The sequence below is a fragment of the Sphaerisporangium sp. NBC_01403 genome (assembly GCF_045040145.1).
Taxonomy (GTDB): Bacteria; Actinomycetota; Actinomycetes; order Streptosporangiales; family Streptosporangiaceae; genus Sphaerisporangium; species Sphaerisporangium viridialbum.
In genome coordinates this window covers 8,803,221-8,821,731 of sequence record NZ_CP109534.1, presented here as the reverse complement: position 1 = coordinate 8,821,731, position 18,511 = coordinate 8,803,221, and the positions used below count along the sequence as shown (strand labels likewise).

Genomic DNA, 18,511 nt, shown 5'->3' with positions numbered 1-18,511 from the left:
TCCGGGTGCGCTGACCACCCGGCAGACGAAAGGAAATCCGAGTGTCGTCGATCGGCCTTGCCGTGATCGGTGCGGGCTACTGGGGTCCCAACCTCGTGCGCAACGCGATGGCCACCCCGGAGCTTCGCCTGGAATGGCTGTGCGATCTGGATGAGGACCGGGCGAAAGCGGTGCTGGGCCGTTACACCACGGTAAGGCCGACGACCTCATTCGATCAGGTGCTGGAGGACCCGGCGGTGGACGCGGTGGCCATCGCCACTCCGGCCCGCACCCACTTCGACCTGGTCCACGCCGCCCTCTCCGCCGGCAAGCACGTGCTGGTGGAGAAGCCGCTCACTCCCACCTACGCGGAGGGCGCCAAGCTCGTCGCCCTGGCGGAGGAGAAGGAGCGGGTGCTCATGCTCGACCACACCTTCTGCTACACGCCCGTCGTCCGCCGCATCAGGGACCTCATCGCGTCGGGCGAGCTCGGCGACGTGCAGTTCGTCGACTCGGTCCGCATCAACCTCGGCCTGGTCCAGCCGGACGTGGACGTGCTGTGGGACCTCGCGCCGCACGACCTGTCGATCCTCGACTTCGTGCTGCCCGAGGGCGTAACCCCGGTCGCGGTCGCCGCGCACACCTCCGACCCGATCGGGGCGGGGCGCCCGTGCCTGGCGTACCTGACCCTGTGGCTGTCGTCGGGCGCCATCGCGCACGTCCACGTGAACTGGCTCAGCCCCACCAAGATCCGCACGACCGTGATCGGCGGCTCGCGCCGCACGATCGTGTGGGACGACGTCAACCCGGCCCAGCGCCTCGCGGTGTACGACCGGGGGGTCGACCTGTCGACGGCCGGGGAGGACGTGCGCCGGGCGGCCCTCATCTCCTATCGGACAGGTGACGTCGTCGTACCCGCCCTTCCGGAGCGCGAGGCCCTTCGCGGCGTGATGGGCGAGTTCGCCGCCGCGATCGGAGAGAAGCGCGCCCCGCTGACCGACGGCCGCTCGGGGCTGCGTGTGCTCGCTCTCCTGGAAGCGGCGGGGGAAAGCATCCAAAATGACGGCAGAAGAATCGACCTTGGGGGATCCACTCGATGATCAATGACAGTCGCTGCCTGGTGACCGGGGGAGCCGGCACGATCGGCTCGACCATCGTGGACCAGTTGCTCGCCGCGGGCGCGGGCGAGGTGGTGGTGCTGGACAACTTCGTCCGAGGCCGGCGCGAGAACCTCGCCAAGGCCGAGGAGGCGGCCGGCGGGCGCCTGCGCGTGGTGGAGGGCGACATCCGTGACACCGCCCTCGTGCGGTCGGTCACCCAGGGCATGGACCTGGTGTTCCACCAGGCCGCCATCCGCATCACCCAGTGCGCCGAGGAGCCACGTCTCGCCCTCGAAGTGCTGGTGGACGGCACCTACGAGGTCGTTGAGGCCGCGGCGGACGCCGGCGTGCGCAAGGTGGTCGCGGCGTCGTCCGCCTCGGTGTACGGCCTGGCCACGGAGTTCCCCACGCGTGAGGACCACCACCCGTACGACAACGACACCCTGTACGGCGCGGCCAAGACGTTCAACGAGGGTCTGCTGCGCAGCTTCCACGCCATGCGCGGGCTCGACTACGTGGCGCTGCGCTACTTCAACGTGTACGGCCCCCGCATGGACATCCACGGCCTCTACACCGAGGTGCTGATCCGCTGGATGGAGCGCATCCAGTCGGGGCAGCCTCCCCTGATCCTGGGCGACGGCCTGCAGACCATGGACTTCGTCTACACCGAGGACATCGCCCGCGCCAACCTGCTGGCGGCGGCGAGCGACGCCACCGACGAGGTCTTCAACATCGCCAGCGCCACCGAGACCAGCCTGGTGGGGCTGGCCGAAGCCCTGATGTCGGTCATGGGCGCGAGCGACCTCGGCGTGGAGTACGGCCCGGCCCGCGCGGGGGTCAAGGGCGTGACCCGCCGCCTGGCCGACGTCGGCGCCGCGGCCGAGCGGCTCGGCTGGAAGGCTGAGGTCGACCTGGAGGAGGGCCTGCGCCGCCTGGTGACCTGGTGGCGCGCCGAGAGGGACCGGTGAACGGGCTGCTCGTCTACGCGGGCGGAACGGCCTACGACGGCGTCAAGGGCACCGACCAGCAGATGGCGGACCGGCTCAGCGGCCTTGTGGACGTGCTGTACGTCGATCCGCCCCGGTCGATGCTCAGCGGCGCCCGGCGCGGCGAGCTGTCCACGGTCCGCAAGGGGCTGTGGAGGCTCACCCCGGCGGCCCCTCCCGGCGGCTACCGGCCCGGCATGGACCGGATCACGGCGGCGCTGGCCCGCCGGGCCGTACGCCGGGCCGCCCGCGCGCTCGGACGCCGGGTCACCGCCGTGATCGCGTCGGGCAGCATCGACATCCTCGGGGCCGCCCCTGGCGCCCGCACGCTTCGCTACATCACCGACGACCTGACCGCCGGGGCGTCGCTCATCGGCATGGCCCCCGGGCAGCTCGCCCGCACCGAGGCGCGGATGGCCGCGCGGGCCGACCGCATCGCGGTGGTCTCGCCCGGCCTCGTGTCCCGGGCCGGGTCGATGGGCCGTGAGGCCACGCTGGTGCCGAACGGCTGCGACAGCGGCGCCTACGCCGACCTGGACGCCGCCACCTGGCCCGAGGACCTGCCCGCCGAGCTCGCCGGGACCCCGGTGGCGGGGTTCGTGGGCCACATCAACGGGCGGATCGACATCGCCCTGCTCGAAGCGGTCGCCGACGCCGGCCACCCGCTGGTGCTGGTCGGCCCGAGGTCCGAACGATACGAACCCGAGCGTTTCCCCGCATTGGTGAACCGCCCCGGGGTGTACTGGGTGGGTCGCAAGCCGTACGAGAGCCTGCGGTCCTACCTGCGGGTGATCGACGTGGGGCTCACGCCGTACACCGACAGCGCCTTCAACCGGGCGAGCTTCCCGCTGAAGACGCTGGAATACCTCGCGGCCGGACGCGGGGTGGTCTCGACGGACCTGCCCGCCACCCACTGGCTGGACGCCGGAGACCTGATCAGGACGACCTCCACCGAGGGCGGCCCGGAGGCGTTCGCCGGAGCCGTGACGGCCGAGCTGGCGACGGCGCGCACCGCCGCGCTCGTGGGCCGTCGCAGGGCGTTCGCCGCACTGCACGACTGGAACGAGCGGGTCCGCCTCATCGCGGAGCTGCTCGGCATCGACTCGACGTCACAGGCGTCAAAGGAGGTGGCCGGGCGATGATCCCGGTAATGCGGCCATGGCTCGGACCCGAGGAGCAGGCGGCGGTGTCCGAGGTGATCTCTTCGGGCTGGGTCGCGCAGGGGCCCCGGGTCGCGGAGTTCGAGCGGGGCTTCGCCGAGCACGTCCAGGCGGGACACGGCGTCGCCGTCTCCTCCTGCACGACGGCGCTGCACCTCTCGCTGGTGCTGGCCGGCATCGGCCCCGGTGACGAGGTGGTGGTGCCGTCGCTGTCGTTCATCGCCACGGCGAACGTCGTGCGGCACGCGGGCGCCGACCCGGTGTTCGCCGACATCGACCCGGCGACCGGCAATCTCACCGCCAAGACCATCGAGGCCGTCCTCACTCCCCGCACCCGCGCGGTGATCCTCGTCCACCAGGCGGGCGTGCCCGCCGACGTCGACGAGGTCCGTACGGCGCACCCCGGGCTGATCATCGTCGAGGACGCCGCCTGCGCCGCGGGATCGGTCTACAAGGACCGGCCGGTCGGCGCGGGGTCACCGCTCTCCGCCTGGTCGTTCCACCCGCGCAAGCTGCTGACCACCGGCGAGGGCGGCATGATCACGATGGAAGACGCCGATCTGGCCGCCCGCGCCCGCCGGCTGCGCGAGCACGGCATGAGCGTCAGCGCCGCCGAGCGCCACGCCAAGGGCGTCACCACCCCCGAGCAGTACCTCGAGGTGGGGTTCAACTACCGCATGACCGACCTGCAGGCGGCGGTCGGGCTGGTCCAGCTCGGCCGGCTCGGCGAGCTGATCGAGCGGCGGCGCGCGCTGGCGGCCCGTTACCACGAGCTGCTCGGCGACATCCCCGGACTGCGCATGGTCACCGACCCCGAGCACGGCAGGACGAACTACCAGTCCTTCTGGATGGCGCTGCCGGACGACTTCCCGCTCGGCCGCGACGAGCTGATGACCTTCCTGGCCGAGCGCGGCGTGTCGGCGCGGCGCGGGATCATGGCCGCCCACCTGGAGCCGGCCTACGCGGGCATGTCCAACGCCGAGCTGCCCGCCACCGAGTGGCTGACCGCCAGGTCGCTCATCCTGCCGCTGTTCCACACCATGACCGAGGCCGAGCAGAACCAGGTGGCCGACGCGGTGCACGCGGCCGCGGCGGGGAGCCCGGTGCGATCCTGATGACACGTCGCATCCTGGTCTACCCCCACTCGATGGAGGTCGGCGGCAGCCAGCTCAACGCCGTGGAGCTGGCCTCGGCGGTCCAGCGGCTCGGCCACGAGGTCATCGTTGTCAGCGAGCCAGGCCCGCTCGTGAGCCACGTCAAGGCGGCCGGCCTGGAGCACCACGAGCTGGACCTGCACCGGCGCCGCCCGTCGCGGACCACCGTCCGCCTGCTGCGGTCCATGGTGGAGTCCCGTGGGATCGACGTGGTCCACGGCTACGAGTGGCCGCCCGGCGTCGAGGCGTACTACACGGCCCTGCGCGGGTCCGCGGCGGACGGCCGTCCGGTCACGGCCGTCTGCACGATCATGTCCCTGGTGGTCGCGCCCTTCCTGCCGCCGTCACTCACCCTGGTGGTCGGCACGCGGGAGATCCAGGAACGCACCTCGCCCCATTACCGCCGCGTCCACCTGATCGAGCCCCCCGTGGACGTCTCCGCCAACGCGCCCGACCACCCGGTGGGCGAGTTCAGGGAGAAGTACGGCCTGGCGCCCGGCCCGCTGGACATCGTGGTGGTCTGCAGGCTGGTGCCCGAGCTGAAGCTGGAAGGCATACTCACCGCCATCGACACCGTGGGCCGGCTCGCCGCCGACCTCGACCTGCGGCTGATCGTGGTGGGCGACGGCACGGCCCGCGCGCAGGTCGAGGAGCACGCCGCGGCGGCCAACGCGGCGGCGGGCCGCCGGGTGGTGGTGCTCACCGGTGAGCTGGCCGACCCGCGCCCCGCCTACGCCGCCGCCACGGTCTGCCTCGGCATGGGCGGCTCGGCGCTGCGCTCCCTGGCGTTCGCCAAACCGCTGATCGTCCAGGGCGAGCACGGCTTCTTCGAGCTGCTCACCCCGGACACCGAGCCGTTCTTCCTCGACCAGGGCTGGTACGGCCTCGGCGCCGGGCGGCAGGAGGGACCGGCCCGGTTCGAGGCGGCCGTGCGGAAGCTGTACGACGACCCCGGACTCCGCGGCAAGCTGGGCCGGCACGGCAGGGACCTCGTGGTCGAGCGGTTCAGCCTGGAGGGCGCCGCGCGGGTCCAGGTGGACATCTACGAACAGGCGCTCACGGAGCTCCCCTCCGCCCGTGACGCGCTCGGCACCGCCCAAGGCGTGGCGGCCTACAAGCTGCGCCGCCGTTACCAGCGGCTGCGCGGCACGCACTCACGTGACGACTTCAACGCGGTCGCCAAGGAGCGCGGGTGACCGGTTCCCCGCCCACGTCCACCGAACCGGGAGATCCCTCGCTGAAGGCGCGGGCGGGCCGGGCCGTGGGATGGAGCGTGCTCAGCACCATCAGCGCCCGGTTCGGCACGATGGCCATCGGCATCGTGCTCGCCCGGGTGCTCGGGCCCCTCGAGTTCGGCACCTACGCCGTCGCCCTCGTGGCGTTGCTCGCCATGCTCAGCATGAACGAGCTGGGGGTCAGCCTCGCCGTGGTGCGCTGGCCGGACGACCCCCGGCGCATCGTCCCCACGGTGACCACGATGGCCACGGCGTCCAGCCTCGTCGCCTGCGTCGCCGTGATGCTCGCCGCTCCCGCGTTCGCCGAGGCCATGGGCAACCCGGCGGCGACCGGGCCGGTACGGGTGCTCGGGCTGAGCGTGCTCGTCAACGGCATCGTCTCGACCTCGGCCGCGCTCATGCAACGGGAGTTCATGCAGGGCCGCAAGGCGATCGTGGACCAGGTCGACAACTGGCTCGGCGCGGTGGTGTCCCTCGTGCTGGCACTGCTCGGCTTGGGTGCCATGAGCCTGGCGGTGGGCCGCGTCTGCGGATCGCTGGCGGGCGGCCTGCTCTGCGTGGTGTTCGCTCCCCACCGGCTTCGCTTCGGTTTCGACCGGGAGGTGGCCCGGCGGCTGCTGCGGTTCGGGATACCGCTGGCCGGGTCCTCGCTGGTCGTCTTCGCCGCGGGGTACGTCGACCAGATCCTGGTGGGGCACCTGCTCGGCCCGGTCGCCCTCGGCTTCTACGGCATCGCGTTCAACCTGTCCGGGTGGCCGATCACGGTGTTCTCCCAGCCGGTGCGGGCCGTGGCCCCGGCCGCGTTCGCCCGGCTCCAGCACGACAGGCCGGCCCTGAACCGTGCCTTCCTCACCACGGCGGGCCTGCTGGTGGGGCTCACCGCGCCCGTGTGCCTGCTGCTCAGCGGCAGCGCTCCCGCGCTGATCCGGTTCGTGTACGGCGCGCAGTGGGAGCCGGCGGCGGAGGTGCTGGTCTGGCTTGGCGTGTTCGCGAGCCTGCGCATCCTGTCGGAGCTCATGTACGACTACCTGGTGGTGCTGGAGCGCTCGCGGGCCGTCTTCGGCATCCAGGTCCTGTGGCTCTGCGCCGTGGCCCCGGCGGTCTACACCGGCATCCAGGTGGGCGGGCTGCCGGGAGCGCCGATCGCGCTCGTCGCGGTCTCGGTCCTTGTGGTGATCCCGGCCTACGTCTACCAGGTGGGCCGCACGGGCGTCGGCTCGCTGGCCCTGCTCGGCAGGTTCCTGCCGGGCGCGCTCACCGCGCTCGCGGTGTTCGGAGCCAGCACGCTGGCCGTACGCGTGATACCGGTCGACCTGCTCGCCCTGGCCGTCGCCGGACTGGCGGGCGTCGGGGCGGCGGCGCTGTACGGCTACCGCAACCGGCATGTCCTGCGAAGCGTGAAGGAGGCGACATGACCCCCCTGCTGATCGTGGGAGCCGGCGGTTTCGCCCGCGAGACCGCCCAGCTCGTCCACGCGATCAACGACGTCTCCCCCACCTGGGAGCCGCTCGGCTTTCTGGACGACGATCCGGCCAAGCACGGCACCGTCGTGGACGGCATGCCCGTACTGGGAGGGTCCGACGAGGCGGTGAAGCGCGACGCGCGGATCGTGGTCTGCACGGGGAACTCCCGCGACTACGCCAGCCGCGCGCGCATCGTCGCCCGTCTCGGCCTGCCGCCGGAGCGGTACGCGACCCTGGTGCACCCCACCGCGAGCGTGTCCCGGTCCTCCACGATCGGCCCCGGATCGATCGTGCTGGCCCAGGTGGTGCTGACCGCCTCGGTCACGGTGGGGGCCCACGTGAGCGTGATGCCCCACGTGACGCTCACCCACGACGACGTGGTCGGCGACTTCGCCACACTGACCGCGGGCGCCCGGCTGGCCGGGGGCGTCCACGTCGGGCGCGGGGCCTACATCGGCTCAGGCGCCCTCGTGCGCGAGACCCTCACCATCGGCTCCTACGCCCTCGTCGGCATGGGCTCCGTGGTCATCCGGGACATCCCGGCCCGTCAGGTCTGGGCCGGCGTCCCCGCCCGTTTTATCCGTTCAAGCACCGTTGATGATGGAGCACTGGCATGATCCCGTTCGTCGATCTGAAGGCCGCCCATGCCGAGGTGGCCGAGGAGGTGCTCCAGGGCTTCGACCGGGTGCTCCAGAACACCGCCTTCGTCCAGGGCCCGGACGTCGCCGCCTTCGAGGAGGAGTTCGCCGCCTTCTCGGGCGTGCCGCACTGCGTGGGCGCGGGCAACGGCACCGACGCCATCGAACTGGCCCTGCGCGCGCTCGACCTGCCACCCGGCTCGGGGGCCGTGCTCCCCGCGAACACGTTCGTCGCCACCGCCGAGGCCGTCGTACGAGCCGGCCTGCGGCCGGTGCTGGCCGACTGCGACGACGACCACCTCCTGCTGGACCCCGAGTCCGCGGCCACCGCCGCGGGGCCCGGCACGGCGGCGATCCTCCCGGTCCACCTGTACGGCCAGCAGGCCCCCATGGCCGCCGTGCACCGGCTCGCCGAGCGGCACGGCCTCGCCGTCGTCGAGGACGCCGCGCAGTCGCAGGGCTCAGGCCAGGAGGGGCGCCCGCCGGTCGGCCTCGCCGCGACCAGCTTCTACCCTGGCAAGAACCTCGGCGCGTACGGCGAGGCGGGGGCCGTGCTCACCTCCTCACCTGGGCTGGCCCGCGCGGTGCGGCTGCTGACCAGCCACGGCAGCGAGGTCAAGTACCAGCACGAGACGCTCGGCTTCAACTCCCGGCTGGACACCCTCCAGGCGGTGGTGCTGCGGGCCAAGCTCAAGCGCCTGGCCCGCTGGAACGAGCTGCGCCGCGCGGCGGCCAACCGCTACGAGGCGCTCCTGTCCGACATCGACGGGGTACGGCTGCCGCGCACGGCGCCGGGCAACGTCCATGTCTGGCACCTTTACGTGATCCGGGTGCCCGAGCGCGACAAGGTGCTGGCCGGTCTGCAGGAGGCGGGAGTGCAGGCCCAGATCCACTACCCGGTGCCGGTCCACCTCCAGCCGGCGTTCCGCCACCTCGGCCACGGCCCCGGCGACTTCCCGGTGACGGAGAGGGCGGCGGGCGAGATCCTCTCGCTCCCCATGCACCCCCACCTGACCCCCACCCAACAGGAACAGGTCGCCGAGACGCTGGACAAGGTCCTCCGCCAACTCTGACCGGGCACCAGAGGAGGGCCGGAGGTCGTACGGCCAGCGCGGAAAGCGGTTGTCGCGTGCGCAGCGGGATGTCAGCGGGATGTCAACCGTTCCAGCAACACCGCCGCACCGGCCCGTACACCGCCGGTCGGCATCACCTGCTTGAGCAGGCGCGACAGTGTCTGACCGTGGTGCTGCCGGTAGTTCGGGACGAAGAGGCCGTGGGTTCAAATCCCGCCCCGACCCAGAAGTACCAGCTAGAGGGCCACTTCCGATCTTCGGAGGTGGCCTTTCTCGTTGGGCGAGTGAGTGACTATCCCTCCCTGGGTCTCGGCTCCTCTGTTCTGATGGTGAATCCCCGATCGGTTGACGGCGGTACGGAGCACCTGTTCTCCGAGCAGGTGAACCGGGCCGGTCCAGCGCCGCCGCCTGCCGCTGAACCCCTGACCGTCCTGGCGGGGCCGTTGCGTTTCTTGGATCTCCCATGTGCTGCTCAGCAAGTGACAAACCCGCTCTGTTGATCTTTCAGGCCACGCGTGATCTTGACCTCGGTTCCGTCCGGGTGGGGCAATCAGCCGCCACGTCACGATCTCGTCGCCACTCCTGTCCTGGAAATTGGTCGCGGCAAGTCAACTGGTTCCGATCTCAACTTGACCGGTGCGACCAATCCAGCCTCAAGGAGCGCCCATGGGCCTCGAACATTCGCGAGCCGGCCGGGGGCCGCTTCTCCTCCTGCTGGCCTGCGCCCTCGCATTCGCCGTGCCGAGCGCGGCGCTGTCAGACTCCCGCGCAGGGGCACGGACCACGGCGGATTGCATTTCCACACCGCTCGAGTACAGAACCGCGTGGGAACAGCGGGAGGTTCGGTGCGTCTCGCCTTCCTTGTTCGGTACCACGCACACCCGCGGCAGTACTTCGCTGTATCCCAGCGGCTTCTGGTACGCGTGGGCGGGCTCCAGCACCAACCTTGAGCGTTACCTGGCGTTGCGCAATGCCTACGGCGACGAGCCTCCGAAGGTCGGAATCGGAACCCTCTCGTACGCCGGGTATCCCGGCCTCAACGACTGGTCCATCCCGACGAACCTCGCCGTCTACACCCTCCCGGTCGGCGTCCAGGCCCGGGTGCCGAGCTTTGAGACGTGGTTCCGTCTGCTCGATGAGGAATTCGGCACCTCCGCGGCGTACCCGCTCTCGGCCCAGACCGACCTTGTTCTCGCATACTCCCGTCTCGGCCCGCACGAGGATGTCGTCGGAGCATTCCAGGCCGTGACCGGCTGCAAGCGGGCCGCGCTGCTCAAGGGGAAGGATCCGTCGGCGGGAATCGGCTGCAACGCCTCCTTCCTTGGCGCGCTGGCGGCCGCCGGGCCCTCTCCTTACGCCACCGGTGAGTCGAAGTCGTGCTTTCAGAACTTCGCCTCGGGATACAACGGCCCCAGGAACGCCGCCGCGATGCGGGCCGTGCTGTACCAATGTCAGGACGTGGGGTTTCTCAACACCGGCGTCGCGCTCGGCTACAACACCTATGCGAATCCGTTCGTCTGTAAACCCGCCTTCAAGCAGTCGGTACGGCAGAAGTACACGGGCAGGGAGTTCGTCGTGCCGAACATGAACTTCGACGCGCTCCCGAGCCAGATCGACATCGAATTGGAGCTCGGCGAGCCCTCAGAACGAGGCTTCCTGCAGACCGGTTACTGCTCGACCGGGTGCAGACACCTCGGGCCTCCCAAGAGAGAAGCGGTACACCGTACTGGATCTCTCCCATCTCCCCGATGAACCGTGCGCAGGCTGAAGTTGCTTCTTCCCCAGCTCAAGATGGACGTACCGCAAGCCGACCGGCATGCGGGAAGGCCGGCGATAGTCCACAAGGCGATTTCTCCAGCTCGCATTGGGCCACCTGAGCCAGGGTCCCGGCGGCTTGCCTGTGGCCGAGAAGTCGGCCACAGGGATCCACTCGCTCCGCATGCACTCCACCTGGCCCCACCTACCGGGAACCGGTGGTCGAAGCTTTCGACAAGGTTCTTCGCGAGCGTCTAGCGGGGGCGGGCGGAGGCGAGGCCGGGTGGGGCTGCGGCGAGGGCCTTCTGGATGGCTTCTACCAGGGCGAGGGCCGACTCCTCGGTGAGTTCGACCGCCACCCGAGCCGAGGGGCCCTCGGCCGGGTTGGTGAAGTCGATGTTCACCGTGTGCTCGTGGCAGGCGTGGAAAGGGTGGTCGACGTAGACCAAGCCCTCGCTGACCGTGAACCAGCCGGTGCTTCCCTTGCCGGCGCCGTCGAGCTCGATCTTCTCGGTGAGATACGTGCACATGATGGGCTCTCCTGTCAGGCGCCGAGGTGACGGCCGTAGAAGTCGAAGATCTTCTTCCAGCCCTCCGTCGCGGCGGCCGGGCGGTAGGCGGGCCGGTCGACGGAGAAGAACCCGTGCCCCGCGTCCGCGAAGGTGTGGAACTCGTGGTCCTTGCCGAGCTTCTCCAGCTCGGCGGCCAGCACCGCGACCTCCTCCGGCCCCGGATAGGAGTCCTGCTCGCCGAACAGCCCGAGCAGCGGGCAGGACAGGTCGGGCGCCTTGGAGATCAGCGGCGTGGCCTTGAGCGGGAACTCCGCGGGCGGGTTGTTCACCACGAAGGCGCCGTAACAGTCCACCGCCGCGTCGATCTGAAGCGAGCAGGCCACCAGGAACGCCTGCCGCCCGCCCGAGCAGTAGCCGATCACGCCGATCTTGCCGTTGGCGTGGTCGAGCGAGTTGAGGTACGCGGCGGCCCCTGCGACGTCGCCGACGAGCTGCTCGTCCGGGACGCCGCCCTTCGCCCGCGCGGCGGCGGCCTGGTCGTCGGGGCTGACCCCGGCGCCCTCCCGCGAGTACAGGTTCGGGCAGATCGCCGCGTAGCCGTTCGCCGCGAACTTCCGGACGATGTCCTTGGTCGCCTCGTCGTATCCCGGGAGGTGGTGGATCACCACCACGCCGCCGCGCGGGTCGTCGCCGAGCGGCCGGGCCAGGTAGGCCTCCAGCTCGGCCTGGTCGTGGCCCGTGACAGAGACCGTGCCGGCCCACATCGCGTCGTTCAAATCCGTGCCTCCTTGTGCTCCACGGGAGCCTGTTCTGTATAGGTGTAGCGGCCGCCGCGCAGGGCGGAGGCCGCGGCGGCGATGGTGGCCATCACCGCGGCGCTGATGAATACCGTTACCAGCCCATGGTGGAACGGACCGGAGATCAGCTCAGGGAAGAACTGCTTCCCGGTGAGGACCGCCACGTCGTGTGCCGGCAGCGTGCCCATCACGCCGGTCGAGGAGAGCAGGTGGCCGATCGGGTTGTCGCCGAGGAAGGCCGCGAACAGCGTGCTCACCGGCGGCAGGCTCGCCACGTGGGCGGCGGCCGAGGCGGGCACGCCGTGGCTCTCCAGGCCCGAGGTGAGGGCCCCCGGCAGCGTGCCGGCCAGCCCGGCGATCATGAGGGAGAAGAAGACGCCGATGGAAAGGGCGCTGCCGGAGTTCTGGAAGGTGGCCCGCATGCCCGACGCGACCCCCCGCTGGCCGGGCGGCACACTGCTCATGATGGAGGAGGTGTTGGGCGCCGAGAACATCCCCATGCCGATGCCGCACGCCAGCAGCAACAGGGCGAACGGCGGGTAGGCGAAGCGCACGGGCAGCAGCATGAACCCGACGAAGGACAGCGCGGTGATCACCAGCCCGCCGGTGGCGAAGGCCCGCGAGCCGTACCGGTCGGACAGGTGGCCCGAAAGGGGGCCCGCGATCAGGAAGCCCACGGTGAGCGGGAGGATGTAGATGCCCGCCCAGAGCGGGGTGTCCTCGAAGTCATATCCGCGCAGCGGCAGCCAGATGCCCTGCAGCCAGATGATGAGCATGAACTGCAGCCCGCCCCGCGAGATCGAGGTCAGCAGCGTGGCGAGGTTGCCGGCCATGAACGACCTGATCCGCAGCAGCCGCAGGTCGAGCATCGGCGCGGCGACCCTGGTCTCGACCACGCAGAAGGCGACGAGCGTCAGGACTCCCACACCCAGCCCGCCGAGGACCAGCGGGTTGCCCCAGCCGGTCGGGCTCCCTCCGTACGGCTGGATGCCGTAGGTGATGGCGGCGAGGATCGCGGTGGTGCCCACGACGAACGTCAGGTTCCCTGCCCAGTCGACCCGGGCCCTCTTCGGGCTGCCCACCTCGCGCAGGCTGCGGTACGACCAGATGGTGCCGAGGACGCCGAAGGGCACACTGACCCAGAACACCGCCCGCCAGTCGATCACGGCCAGCAGCCCGCCCGCGACCAGCCCGAGGAACTGCCCGGCCAGCGCGGTCACCTGGTTGATGCCGAGCGCCATGCCCCGCTGAGAGGCCGGGAACGCGTCGGTGAGGATGGCCGCGGAGTTGGCGGTGAGCATCGCGCCCCCGAAGGCCTGGACGAACCGCCAGCCGATCAGCCAGAGCGCTCCGCCGCTCTTGGTGAAGGGGTCCACCGAGAGCGCGAGCGAGGCGACACTGAAGATCGCGAAGCCGAGGTTGTACAGGCGGACCCTGCCGAACATGTCACCCAGCCGGCCGAGCGCCACGACCAGCACCGCCTGCACCAGCAGGTAGCCGAGGATCATCCACAGCAGGTAGCCGATGTTCCCCGGATCCAGCGGGTCGAGGCCGATGCCCCGGAAGATCGCCGGAAGCGAGATGATCACGATGGACGCGTCCAGCGTAGCCATGAGCACGCCCAAAGTGGTGTTCGACAGCGCGATCCACTTGTAGCGGTCGCCGCTCACCTCAGGCCGCGGGTGCGTACGGTCTCGCTCCGGCGGCCCTCCGCCGGGGCCTGGAGCTCGGAGCCGGATCGTTCAGTCGCCACTTGCCTCACTCCTGTCCATGATGTCGTTCAGCAGGCCGGCCGCCTCGCGCAACCGAGACGTGTCCTCGTCGGTGAGCTCCTCGATGGCGGTGACCAGCCACCGGGCCCGCCGGGCGCGCTGCTCGGCGATGACCGCCTGCCCGCGCGGAGTGACCGACCAGAGGATCTGGCGCCGGTCGTCCGGATCGGGCGCGCGGTCGATGAGCCCCTGCTCGTGCAGGGCGGCCAGGGTGACCGCCATCGACTGCGGGGTGATGTGCTCGGCGGCCGCGAGAGCGCTCGCCGTCATGGGCCCGCAGCGCCGGAGCCATCCCAGCGCCGTCGCGTGCTGGTACGGCATGCCCGACTCGCGCCGCAGACGGCGCACCACCCGGCCGAGCGCCGTACGCAGCTCCTCGGCCACCATCTCCGCATGCGCCAGTTCAACCACGCCTGCCAGAGTACACAGTTCAACTGAACAGTTAAACTGTCTATATCTGGGCCAGGCGGGAGCCCCTGGTCATTCCGCAGATTTCGGTCTCGCTAGATACCCGGCTCGTACGGCTCGCGCGCCGGCTGGGTCTGGAGGCGCCACAGGGCGCCGCAGCAGCCGAGGATCAGGAACATCACGTTGGTGATCATGGGGAAGCTGAAGGCGTCGAAGGTGCCGAAGCCGAAGATGGCGACCGCCATGGAGGCGGCCAGGCACTGGGCGAGGTGGCGGGTCTCCTCGTCGGCGGCGGCCTTCCTCGCCTGCCGGGCGAGGACCCATCCGGTCAGCAGGAACACGATGAGCGCCAGCAGTCCGACGAGCCCGGTCTCCAGTGCCGACATGAGGTACTGGTTGTCGATCACGCGATAGATGCGCGGGAGGTAGGTCGCGAAGCCCTGGCCGAACAGCGGGCGCTGCGTCACCGCCTGGACGACCGCGTCGTAGTCGCCGGTGCGCGTGGTGGAGTTCTCGTCCGAGCCGATCACCGAGACGAGGTTCAGCACGGTGCCGATGAGCCCGGGGATCACCAGGCGCATCACGATCGAGGCGACACCGAAGATCAGGATCGCCCGCAGCCGCCACTCGGACGGCCAGGTCGGCAGCAGCACCACCATCACGACGAACAGGCCGAGGATGGCCGAGCGCGACACGCTCATCGGCAGCGCGCTCGCGATCAGCGCGACCATCAGCCACCGCTTGCGGCGCTGCTCGGGGATGCGGCAGTAGATCGCTCCATGCAGCGCGAGCGGCAGCACGGCGGCGAGGACGACGCCGAGCTCGATGGGGTGGGTGGCGGTGCCGGCCGGGCGGAAGAAGCCCTCGCGCTCGAACAGCACGGCCGACCCCTTCTCGACGAGGCCGGGCAGGGCCAGGTAGCGGGTGACCTCGATGCCGGTGAAGAACTGGATCATCGCGACGAAGGCGGGGAACGACGCCCCCATCACGATGCGCTGCCGCAGCGTCTCCAGCCGCTCCATGCTGTTGACGCCGTCGGCGGTGACCAGGGCGATGCCCGCCCAGCCTCCGACGAGCACGAGGCCGAGGTCGGCGGCGTTCACCTCGTCGGCCGAGAGTGGCCGGGTGGCCGCCGCGACGTAGCTGGCGAGGACCGCCATGGCGAAGAAGATGATGACCGCACGCACCGGCTGCCGGCCGTGGATCGGGGTCCACCGCGGCGAGAGCGTGGACAGCAGGTACCAGACCAGCAGCAGCACGGCCACCATCGAGGAGGGCGAGCCCGCTCCGCCGAGGGGGCCGACCACGTACCGGGCCGGCATCACGAACAGGACGATCAGGAAGAACGTCATGATCGTTACTGGGTCGACGCGTGCCTTGGTCAGCTTGGGCCGACGTTCAGCCGGCCGGCGGGTGGGGGGGTGAACCCGCGCGGCCTCCGACGTGCTGGTCACCGACCTGGCCTGGTGGGGTCGAACACGACGTACGGCTCGTCGTCGGAGTCACCCCCGCCGTTGGAGCGCGCCCCTGGGGCGGCCGGCCGTGAACGCCGCCCGGGATTGGCCTCGGGCTCCTGCCCGGACGGGCGCATCGGCTGGCCCTGCCGCGCGCCGTTGCCCGAGTCCCTCGACGGGGGCATGGAGCCCGACGGAGGGGCGCCCCTCGGACGGTCCTTGTCGTCGGACCAGACATAGAGGTCGTCCTCGACCTTCACGGCCGGGAGCGAGGCGGTGTAGCCGTCTTCAGGGCGCGGCGGGTTCGCCCAGGGGTCGCGGGGCTCGGGAGGCGCACCGTGCTTGGAGGAGCCCGTGCGCCGGTCGTAGAGGCGCGGCTCGGGCGGCTCGATGGGCCTCGGAGCCCGCGCGGGCGGCCTGCTGCGCGGCGCGGCGCCGTTCGGACGCGGAGGGCCGCCCGCGGAACGTTGCATTCGCTGTGGGTAGGGGGGACCCGCCGGGGGCTGCCCCGCCCGCGCGGTCACCAGGTCGGGCTGGGACGCCCGGCGGCGCTTCTGCGCCACCGACTCCAGGAACAGCGGCACGCCGATGGTCAGCAGCATGCCGCCCGCGAAGACGATCACCAGCATGCGGATCTTCTTCTCGGGGGTCAGCTCGGCCTTGTCGCTGGAGGTCACCAGTTCGGCCCTGATCGTCGCGTCGGGGAGGATGGAGGACTTCTGCTGCATCTCGGTCAGCCGCTCCTGGCTGAGCGTCGCGAGCGTCTCCATCGTGGCCTGGGCGACCTTGGGGTCGGCCCCGGTAGCCGTGATGTCGAGCAACGGCCCCCGCGAGTCCTGCGCGAGGCCCACGGTGAAGTCGGCCGTCTTGCCCTCGTCCTTGAGCTTCTGCAGAGTGCGCTCGTCGCTCATGCCACGCGAGATGACCTCGGCCGTGATGGTCAGCGAGCCGTCGAACGCCAGCCAGGGGTTTCCTCCCACCGGCTGCGAGCCCTTCCTCGACGACAGGAAGACCACGGTGGCCTTCGACTCGTACTGCCAGGGAATCGCTATGAGCGCCCCGACCGTCGCCGCGATCGTGACCGCCAGCAATGCCAGCGTCACAGGCCACCGCCGGAGCAGCGCGCGCAGCGAATCAAGCAGGTCCATGGTTTCCCTTCACCCCCGCCCGGCCGGCCACATCTGTGATTCCCACCCCGCCGAGCCGCCGAGATAGGACGCCCGAGCACCTCGGCGCGTTGTCATCGCCCTCAAGTGTTTCCTCTGAGTGCTTTCTTTACCAGGCCCGTCCCAAAACTCCATACGCCTGTGCCACGATGTGTCGGTGCGAAGGCGAGTGGTTGTGCGGTGCTGCTGCCTGGCGCTGATCTTCCTGGTCGCCGCCTGTGCGGTGCTGTGGGTCAGATATAGGTCACCTCTTTACCAGAGTTCGGTCACGGTCGCGTTCGTAACCAAGACGAACCACTTTCAGGGCGAGGTCTACGGCCACTTCACCGACAACCACATCTATATGGCCCTGGCCACGGCCCGCTTCTTCGACAACCCCGGCACCCAGGAGCGCCTCCGCTCGATGGGAGGCACCGCGACCTTCCACTACGCGGTGGCCCACTGGGGCAACGAGGAGCTCCCGGTGTACGGCCAGCCGTACGCCTCCATGCAGGCCCTCTCCGACGACCCCAAAGAGTCGATCGACACGCTCAATCTGGCGCTCCAACTTCTCACCCAGAAACTCCAGCACCTGCAGACCTCCGCGGGGGCCAGCGGCCGGGTGATGATCAAGTACGAGCCCATCGGCGGCATCATGGGGCCGGAGCGTCAGGGCCTGCAGAAGAGCCGCGCCACGGTGGGCATCGGCCTCCTCGCCGTGCTCGCCTCGGTCGTGGCCATGTCCGCCACCCGTGACCGCAGCGGCGGCGAGCCAGGCAGGTCACCCGCACCACGCCAGGCGGCCTCCCCAGGCCCCGTCCGGCGAGCACGGCCGCCCCGCTTCGGGGTCGGCGCCAATCTGTAGTTGAGATCCACGACAGGTGCCAGCGCTTACGGCGAGCCCGCTGTGGAGCGTTCCGAAGACTTATGACCTGGAGCTTTCGGTGTCCTCATCGCTGCCGCGCCGCTGTGCCCTGCTCGTCGCCTCCCTCGCGTTCAGCGGCACGGCCGCGGCCGGCTGCGGTGGGAGCGGCGGCGCGGACGACGGGCGCGGGCCCGTCCCCGGGCACACTCCCCAGGCCGAGGCCCGTCCCTCTCCGGACACGTCTCCGGACGAGCACGCCTTCCCCTCCGCAGAGACCACGGGAGTGCGCGCCACCGGCCCGCTGAAGAAGGTCGGCGAGGTGACCGTGCTGAAGCCGGGAGCCGTGGTCGAGAACCTCGAGGTCCACGGCAAGCTCAACATCAAGGCCGACGACGTGACGGTTCGCAACGTGCGGGTGATCGGCGAGGGCGACTGGTCGATCATCCAGGCCGAGGGCGCGTCAGGCGCCGTCATCGAGGACTGCGAGATCTCCGGCGACGGCGTCGTCAAGGCCCAGTGGGGCGTGCTGAACCAGGGGGGCGACATCACGGTGCGGCGGGCGAACATCCACACCGTCTCCAACTCCGTCGGCACCGACCACGGCCTCATCGAGGACTCCTACATGCACGACTTCAAGGAGTACCCCGGCGACCACGTGACCGGGCCGCAGATCAACGGGTCTCCCCAGAAGGGCCTGACCCTGACGATCCGCCACAACACCATCCTGAACCAGATCGCCCAGACCTCCGCCATCTCGATCTATCAGGACTTCAGCAGGGCGCATGACGTGCTCATCGAGCGCAACCTGCTCGGCGGCGGAGGGTACGCCATCTACGGCGGGGCGGGGAAGTTCGGCACCCCCACGAACATCCGGATCATCGGCAACGTCTTCACGCGGCGGCTGTTCCCGAAGGGCGGCTTCTGGGGGCCGCTGACCTACTTCGACACCAAGGGCAAGGGCAACCGCTTCGAGGGCAACACCTGGGAGACCACCGGCGAGCCCGTCGCCTCCTGA

Annotated in this window: 17 protein-coding genes; 11 read left to right on the top strand and 6 right to left on the bottom strand. The window is 70.5% G+C overall.

What is annotated here, in order from left to right:
• Positions 1–41 precede the first annotated feature (41 nt).
• From OG589_RS39780 to OG589_RS39740, 9 genes are all read left to right on the top strand, one after another.
• Entirely contained in the window at positions 42–1,079 is a 1,038-nt protein-coding gene (locus tag OG589_RS39780; RefSeq protein WP_405143781.1) for a Gfo/Idh/MocA family protein, read from the top strand.
• Complete coding sequence (locus OG589_RS39775; RefSeq protein WP_405143780.1) at positions 1,076–2,047, top strand: NAD-dependent epimerase/dehydratase family protein; 972 nt, start codon at positions 1,076–1,078, stop codon at positions 2,045–2,047. Before OG589_RS39780 ends, OG589_RS39775 begins: the two co-directional genes overlap by 4 nt.
• Entirely contained in the window at positions 2,023–3,207 is a 1,185-nt protein-coding gene (locus OG589_RS39770) for a glycosyltransferase (protein WP_405143779.1), read from the top strand. Before OG589_RS39775 ends, OG589_RS39770 begins: the two co-directional genes overlap by 25 nt.
• Positions 3,204–4,340: a DegT/DnrJ/EryC1/StrS family aminotransferase gene (locus OG589_RS39765; protein WP_405143778.1), complete on the top strand. Its 1,137-nt coding sequence runs from the start codon at positions 3,204–3,206 to the stop codon at positions 4,338–4,340. Before OG589_RS39770 ends, OG589_RS39765 begins: the two co-directional genes overlap by 4 nt.
• Positions 4,340–5,575 carry a glycosyltransferase family 4 protein gene (locus OG589_RS39760; RefSeq protein WP_405143776.1) on the top strand — a complete coding sequence of 412 codons (1,236 nt, stop codon included), beginning with the start codon at positions 4,340–4,342 and terminating at the stop codon, positions 5,573–5,575. Before OG589_RS39765 ends, OG589_RS39760 begins: the two co-directional genes overlap by 1 nt.
• Positions 5,572–7,029, top strand: coding sequence for an oligosaccharide flippase family protein (locus tag OG589_RS39755; RefSeq protein ID WP_405143774.1), 1,458 nt, complete (start codon positions 5,572–5,574; stop codon positions 7,027–7,029). The genes OG589_RS39760 and OG589_RS39755 overlap by 4 nt, the downstream gene beginning before the upstream one ends.
• Positions 7,026–7,694, top strand: coding sequence for an acetyltransferase (locus tag OG589_RS39750; protein WP_405143771.1), 669 nt, complete (start codon positions 7,026–7,028; stop codon positions 7,692–7,694). Before OG589_RS39755 ends, OG589_RS39750 begins: the two co-directional genes overlap by 4 nt.
• A complete protein-coding gene (locus OG589_RS39745; protein WP_405143769.1) occupies positions 7,691–8,788 on the top strand; it encodes a DegT/DnrJ/EryC1/StrS family aminotransferase in 1,098 nt (365 codons plus the stop codon). Before OG589_RS39750 ends, OG589_RS39745 begins: the two co-directional genes overlap by 4 nt.
• Before the next feature lie 861 nt (positions 8,789–9,649).
• Entirely contained in the window at positions 9,650–10,540 is an 891-nt protein-coding gene (locus tag OG589_RS39740) for a hypothetical protein (protein WP_405143767.1), read from the top strand.
• Between the two features lie 257 nt (positions 10,541–10,797).
• On the opposite strand, the gene OG589_RS39735 is transcribed toward OG589_RS39740, so the two are convergent.
• From OG589_RS39735 to OG589_RS39710, 6 genes are all read right to left on the bottom strand, one after another.
• A complete protein-coding gene (locus OG589_RS39735; RefSeq protein WP_405143766.1) occupies positions 10,798–11,073 on the bottom strand; it encodes a DUF6295 family protein in 276 nt (91 codons plus the stop codon).
• Between the two features lie 14 nt (positions 11,074–11,087).
• Positions 11,088–11,831: a dienelactone hydrolase family protein gene (locus tag OG589_RS39730; protein ID WP_405143764.1), complete on the bottom strand. Its 744-nt coding sequence runs from the start codon at positions 11,829–11,831 to the stop codon at positions 11,088–11,090.
• On the bottom strand, positions 11,828–13,522 hold the full coding sequence (locus OG589_RS39725) for an MFS transporter (protein ID WP_405143762.1): 1,695 nt from the start codon (positions 13,520–13,522) through the stop codon (positions 11,828–11,830). Before OG589_RS39725 ends, OG589_RS39730 begins: the two co-directional genes overlap by 4 nt.
• Before the next feature lie 72 nt (positions 13,523–13,594).
• Positions 13,595–14,035 carry a MarR family winged helix-turn-helix transcriptional regulator gene (locus OG589_RS39720; protein WP_405143761.1) on the bottom strand — a complete coding sequence of 147 codons (441 nt, stop codon included), beginning with the start codon at positions 14,033–14,035 and terminating at the stop codon, positions 13,595–13,597.
• A gap of 92 nt (positions 14,036–14,127) precedes the next feature.
• Positions 14,128–15,384, bottom strand: a complete 1,257-nt coding sequence (locus OG589_RS39715) for an O-antigen ligase family protein (RefSeq protein ID WP_405143759.1) — start codon at positions 15,382–15,384, stop codon at positions 14,128–14,130.
• Positions 15,385–15,482: 98 nt separating this feature from the next.
• Positions 15,483–16,634, bottom strand: a complete 1,152-nt coding sequence (locus tag OG589_RS39710; RefSeq protein WP_405143757.1) for a hypothetical protein — start codon at positions 16,632–16,634, stop codon at positions 15,483–15,485.
• Between the two features lie 175 nt (positions 16,635–16,809).
• Between OG589_RS39710 and OG589_RS39705 the strand changes: the two genes are divergently transcribed.
• Positions 16,810–17,496, top strand: coding sequence for a hypothetical protein (locus OG589_RS39705; RefSeq protein WP_405143756.1), 687 nt, complete (start codon positions 16,810–16,812; stop codon positions 17,494–17,496).
• A 79-nt stretch (positions 17,497–17,575) separates the two neighbouring features.
• Positions 17,576–18,511 carry a hypothetical protein gene (locus OG589_RS39700; protein WP_405143754.1) on the top strand — a complete coding sequence of 312 codons (936 nt, stop codon included), beginning with the start codon at positions 17,576–17,578 and terminating at the stop codon, positions 18,509–18,511.

Coding starts and splice junctions, on each gene's coding strand:
- OG589_RS39750 (WP_405143771.1), top strand. CDS start 7,026: ATGACCCCCCTGCTGATCGTGGGAGCCGGCGGTTTCGCCCGCGAGACC.
- OG589_RS39760 (WP_405143776.1), top strand. CDS start 4,340: ATGACACGTCGCATCCTGGTCTACCCCCACTCGATGGAGGTCGGCGGC.
- OG589_RS39735 (WP_405143766.1), bottom strand. CDS start 11,073: ATGTGCACGTATCTCACCGAGAAGATCGAGCTCGACGGCGCCGGCAAG.
- OG589_RS39745 (WP_405143769.1), top strand. CDS start 7,691: ATGATCCCGTTCGTCGATCTGAAGGCCGCCCATGCCGAGGTGGCCGAG.
- OG589_RS39710 (WP_405143757.1), bottom strand. CDS start 16,634: ATGGACCTGCTTGATTCGCTGCGCGCGCTGCTCCGGCGGTGGCCTGTG.
- OG589_RS39775 (WP_405143780.1), top strand. CDS start 1,076: ATGATCAATGACAGTCGCTGCCTGGTGACCGGGGGAGCCGGCACGATC.
- OG589_RS39765 (WP_405143778.1), top strand. CDS start 3,204: ATGATCCCGGTAATGCGGCCATGGCTCGGACCCGAGGAGCAGGCGGCG.
- OG589_RS39715 (WP_405143759.1), bottom strand. CDS start 15,384: ATGACGTTCTTCCTGATCGTCCTGTTCGTGATGCCGGCCCGGTACGTG.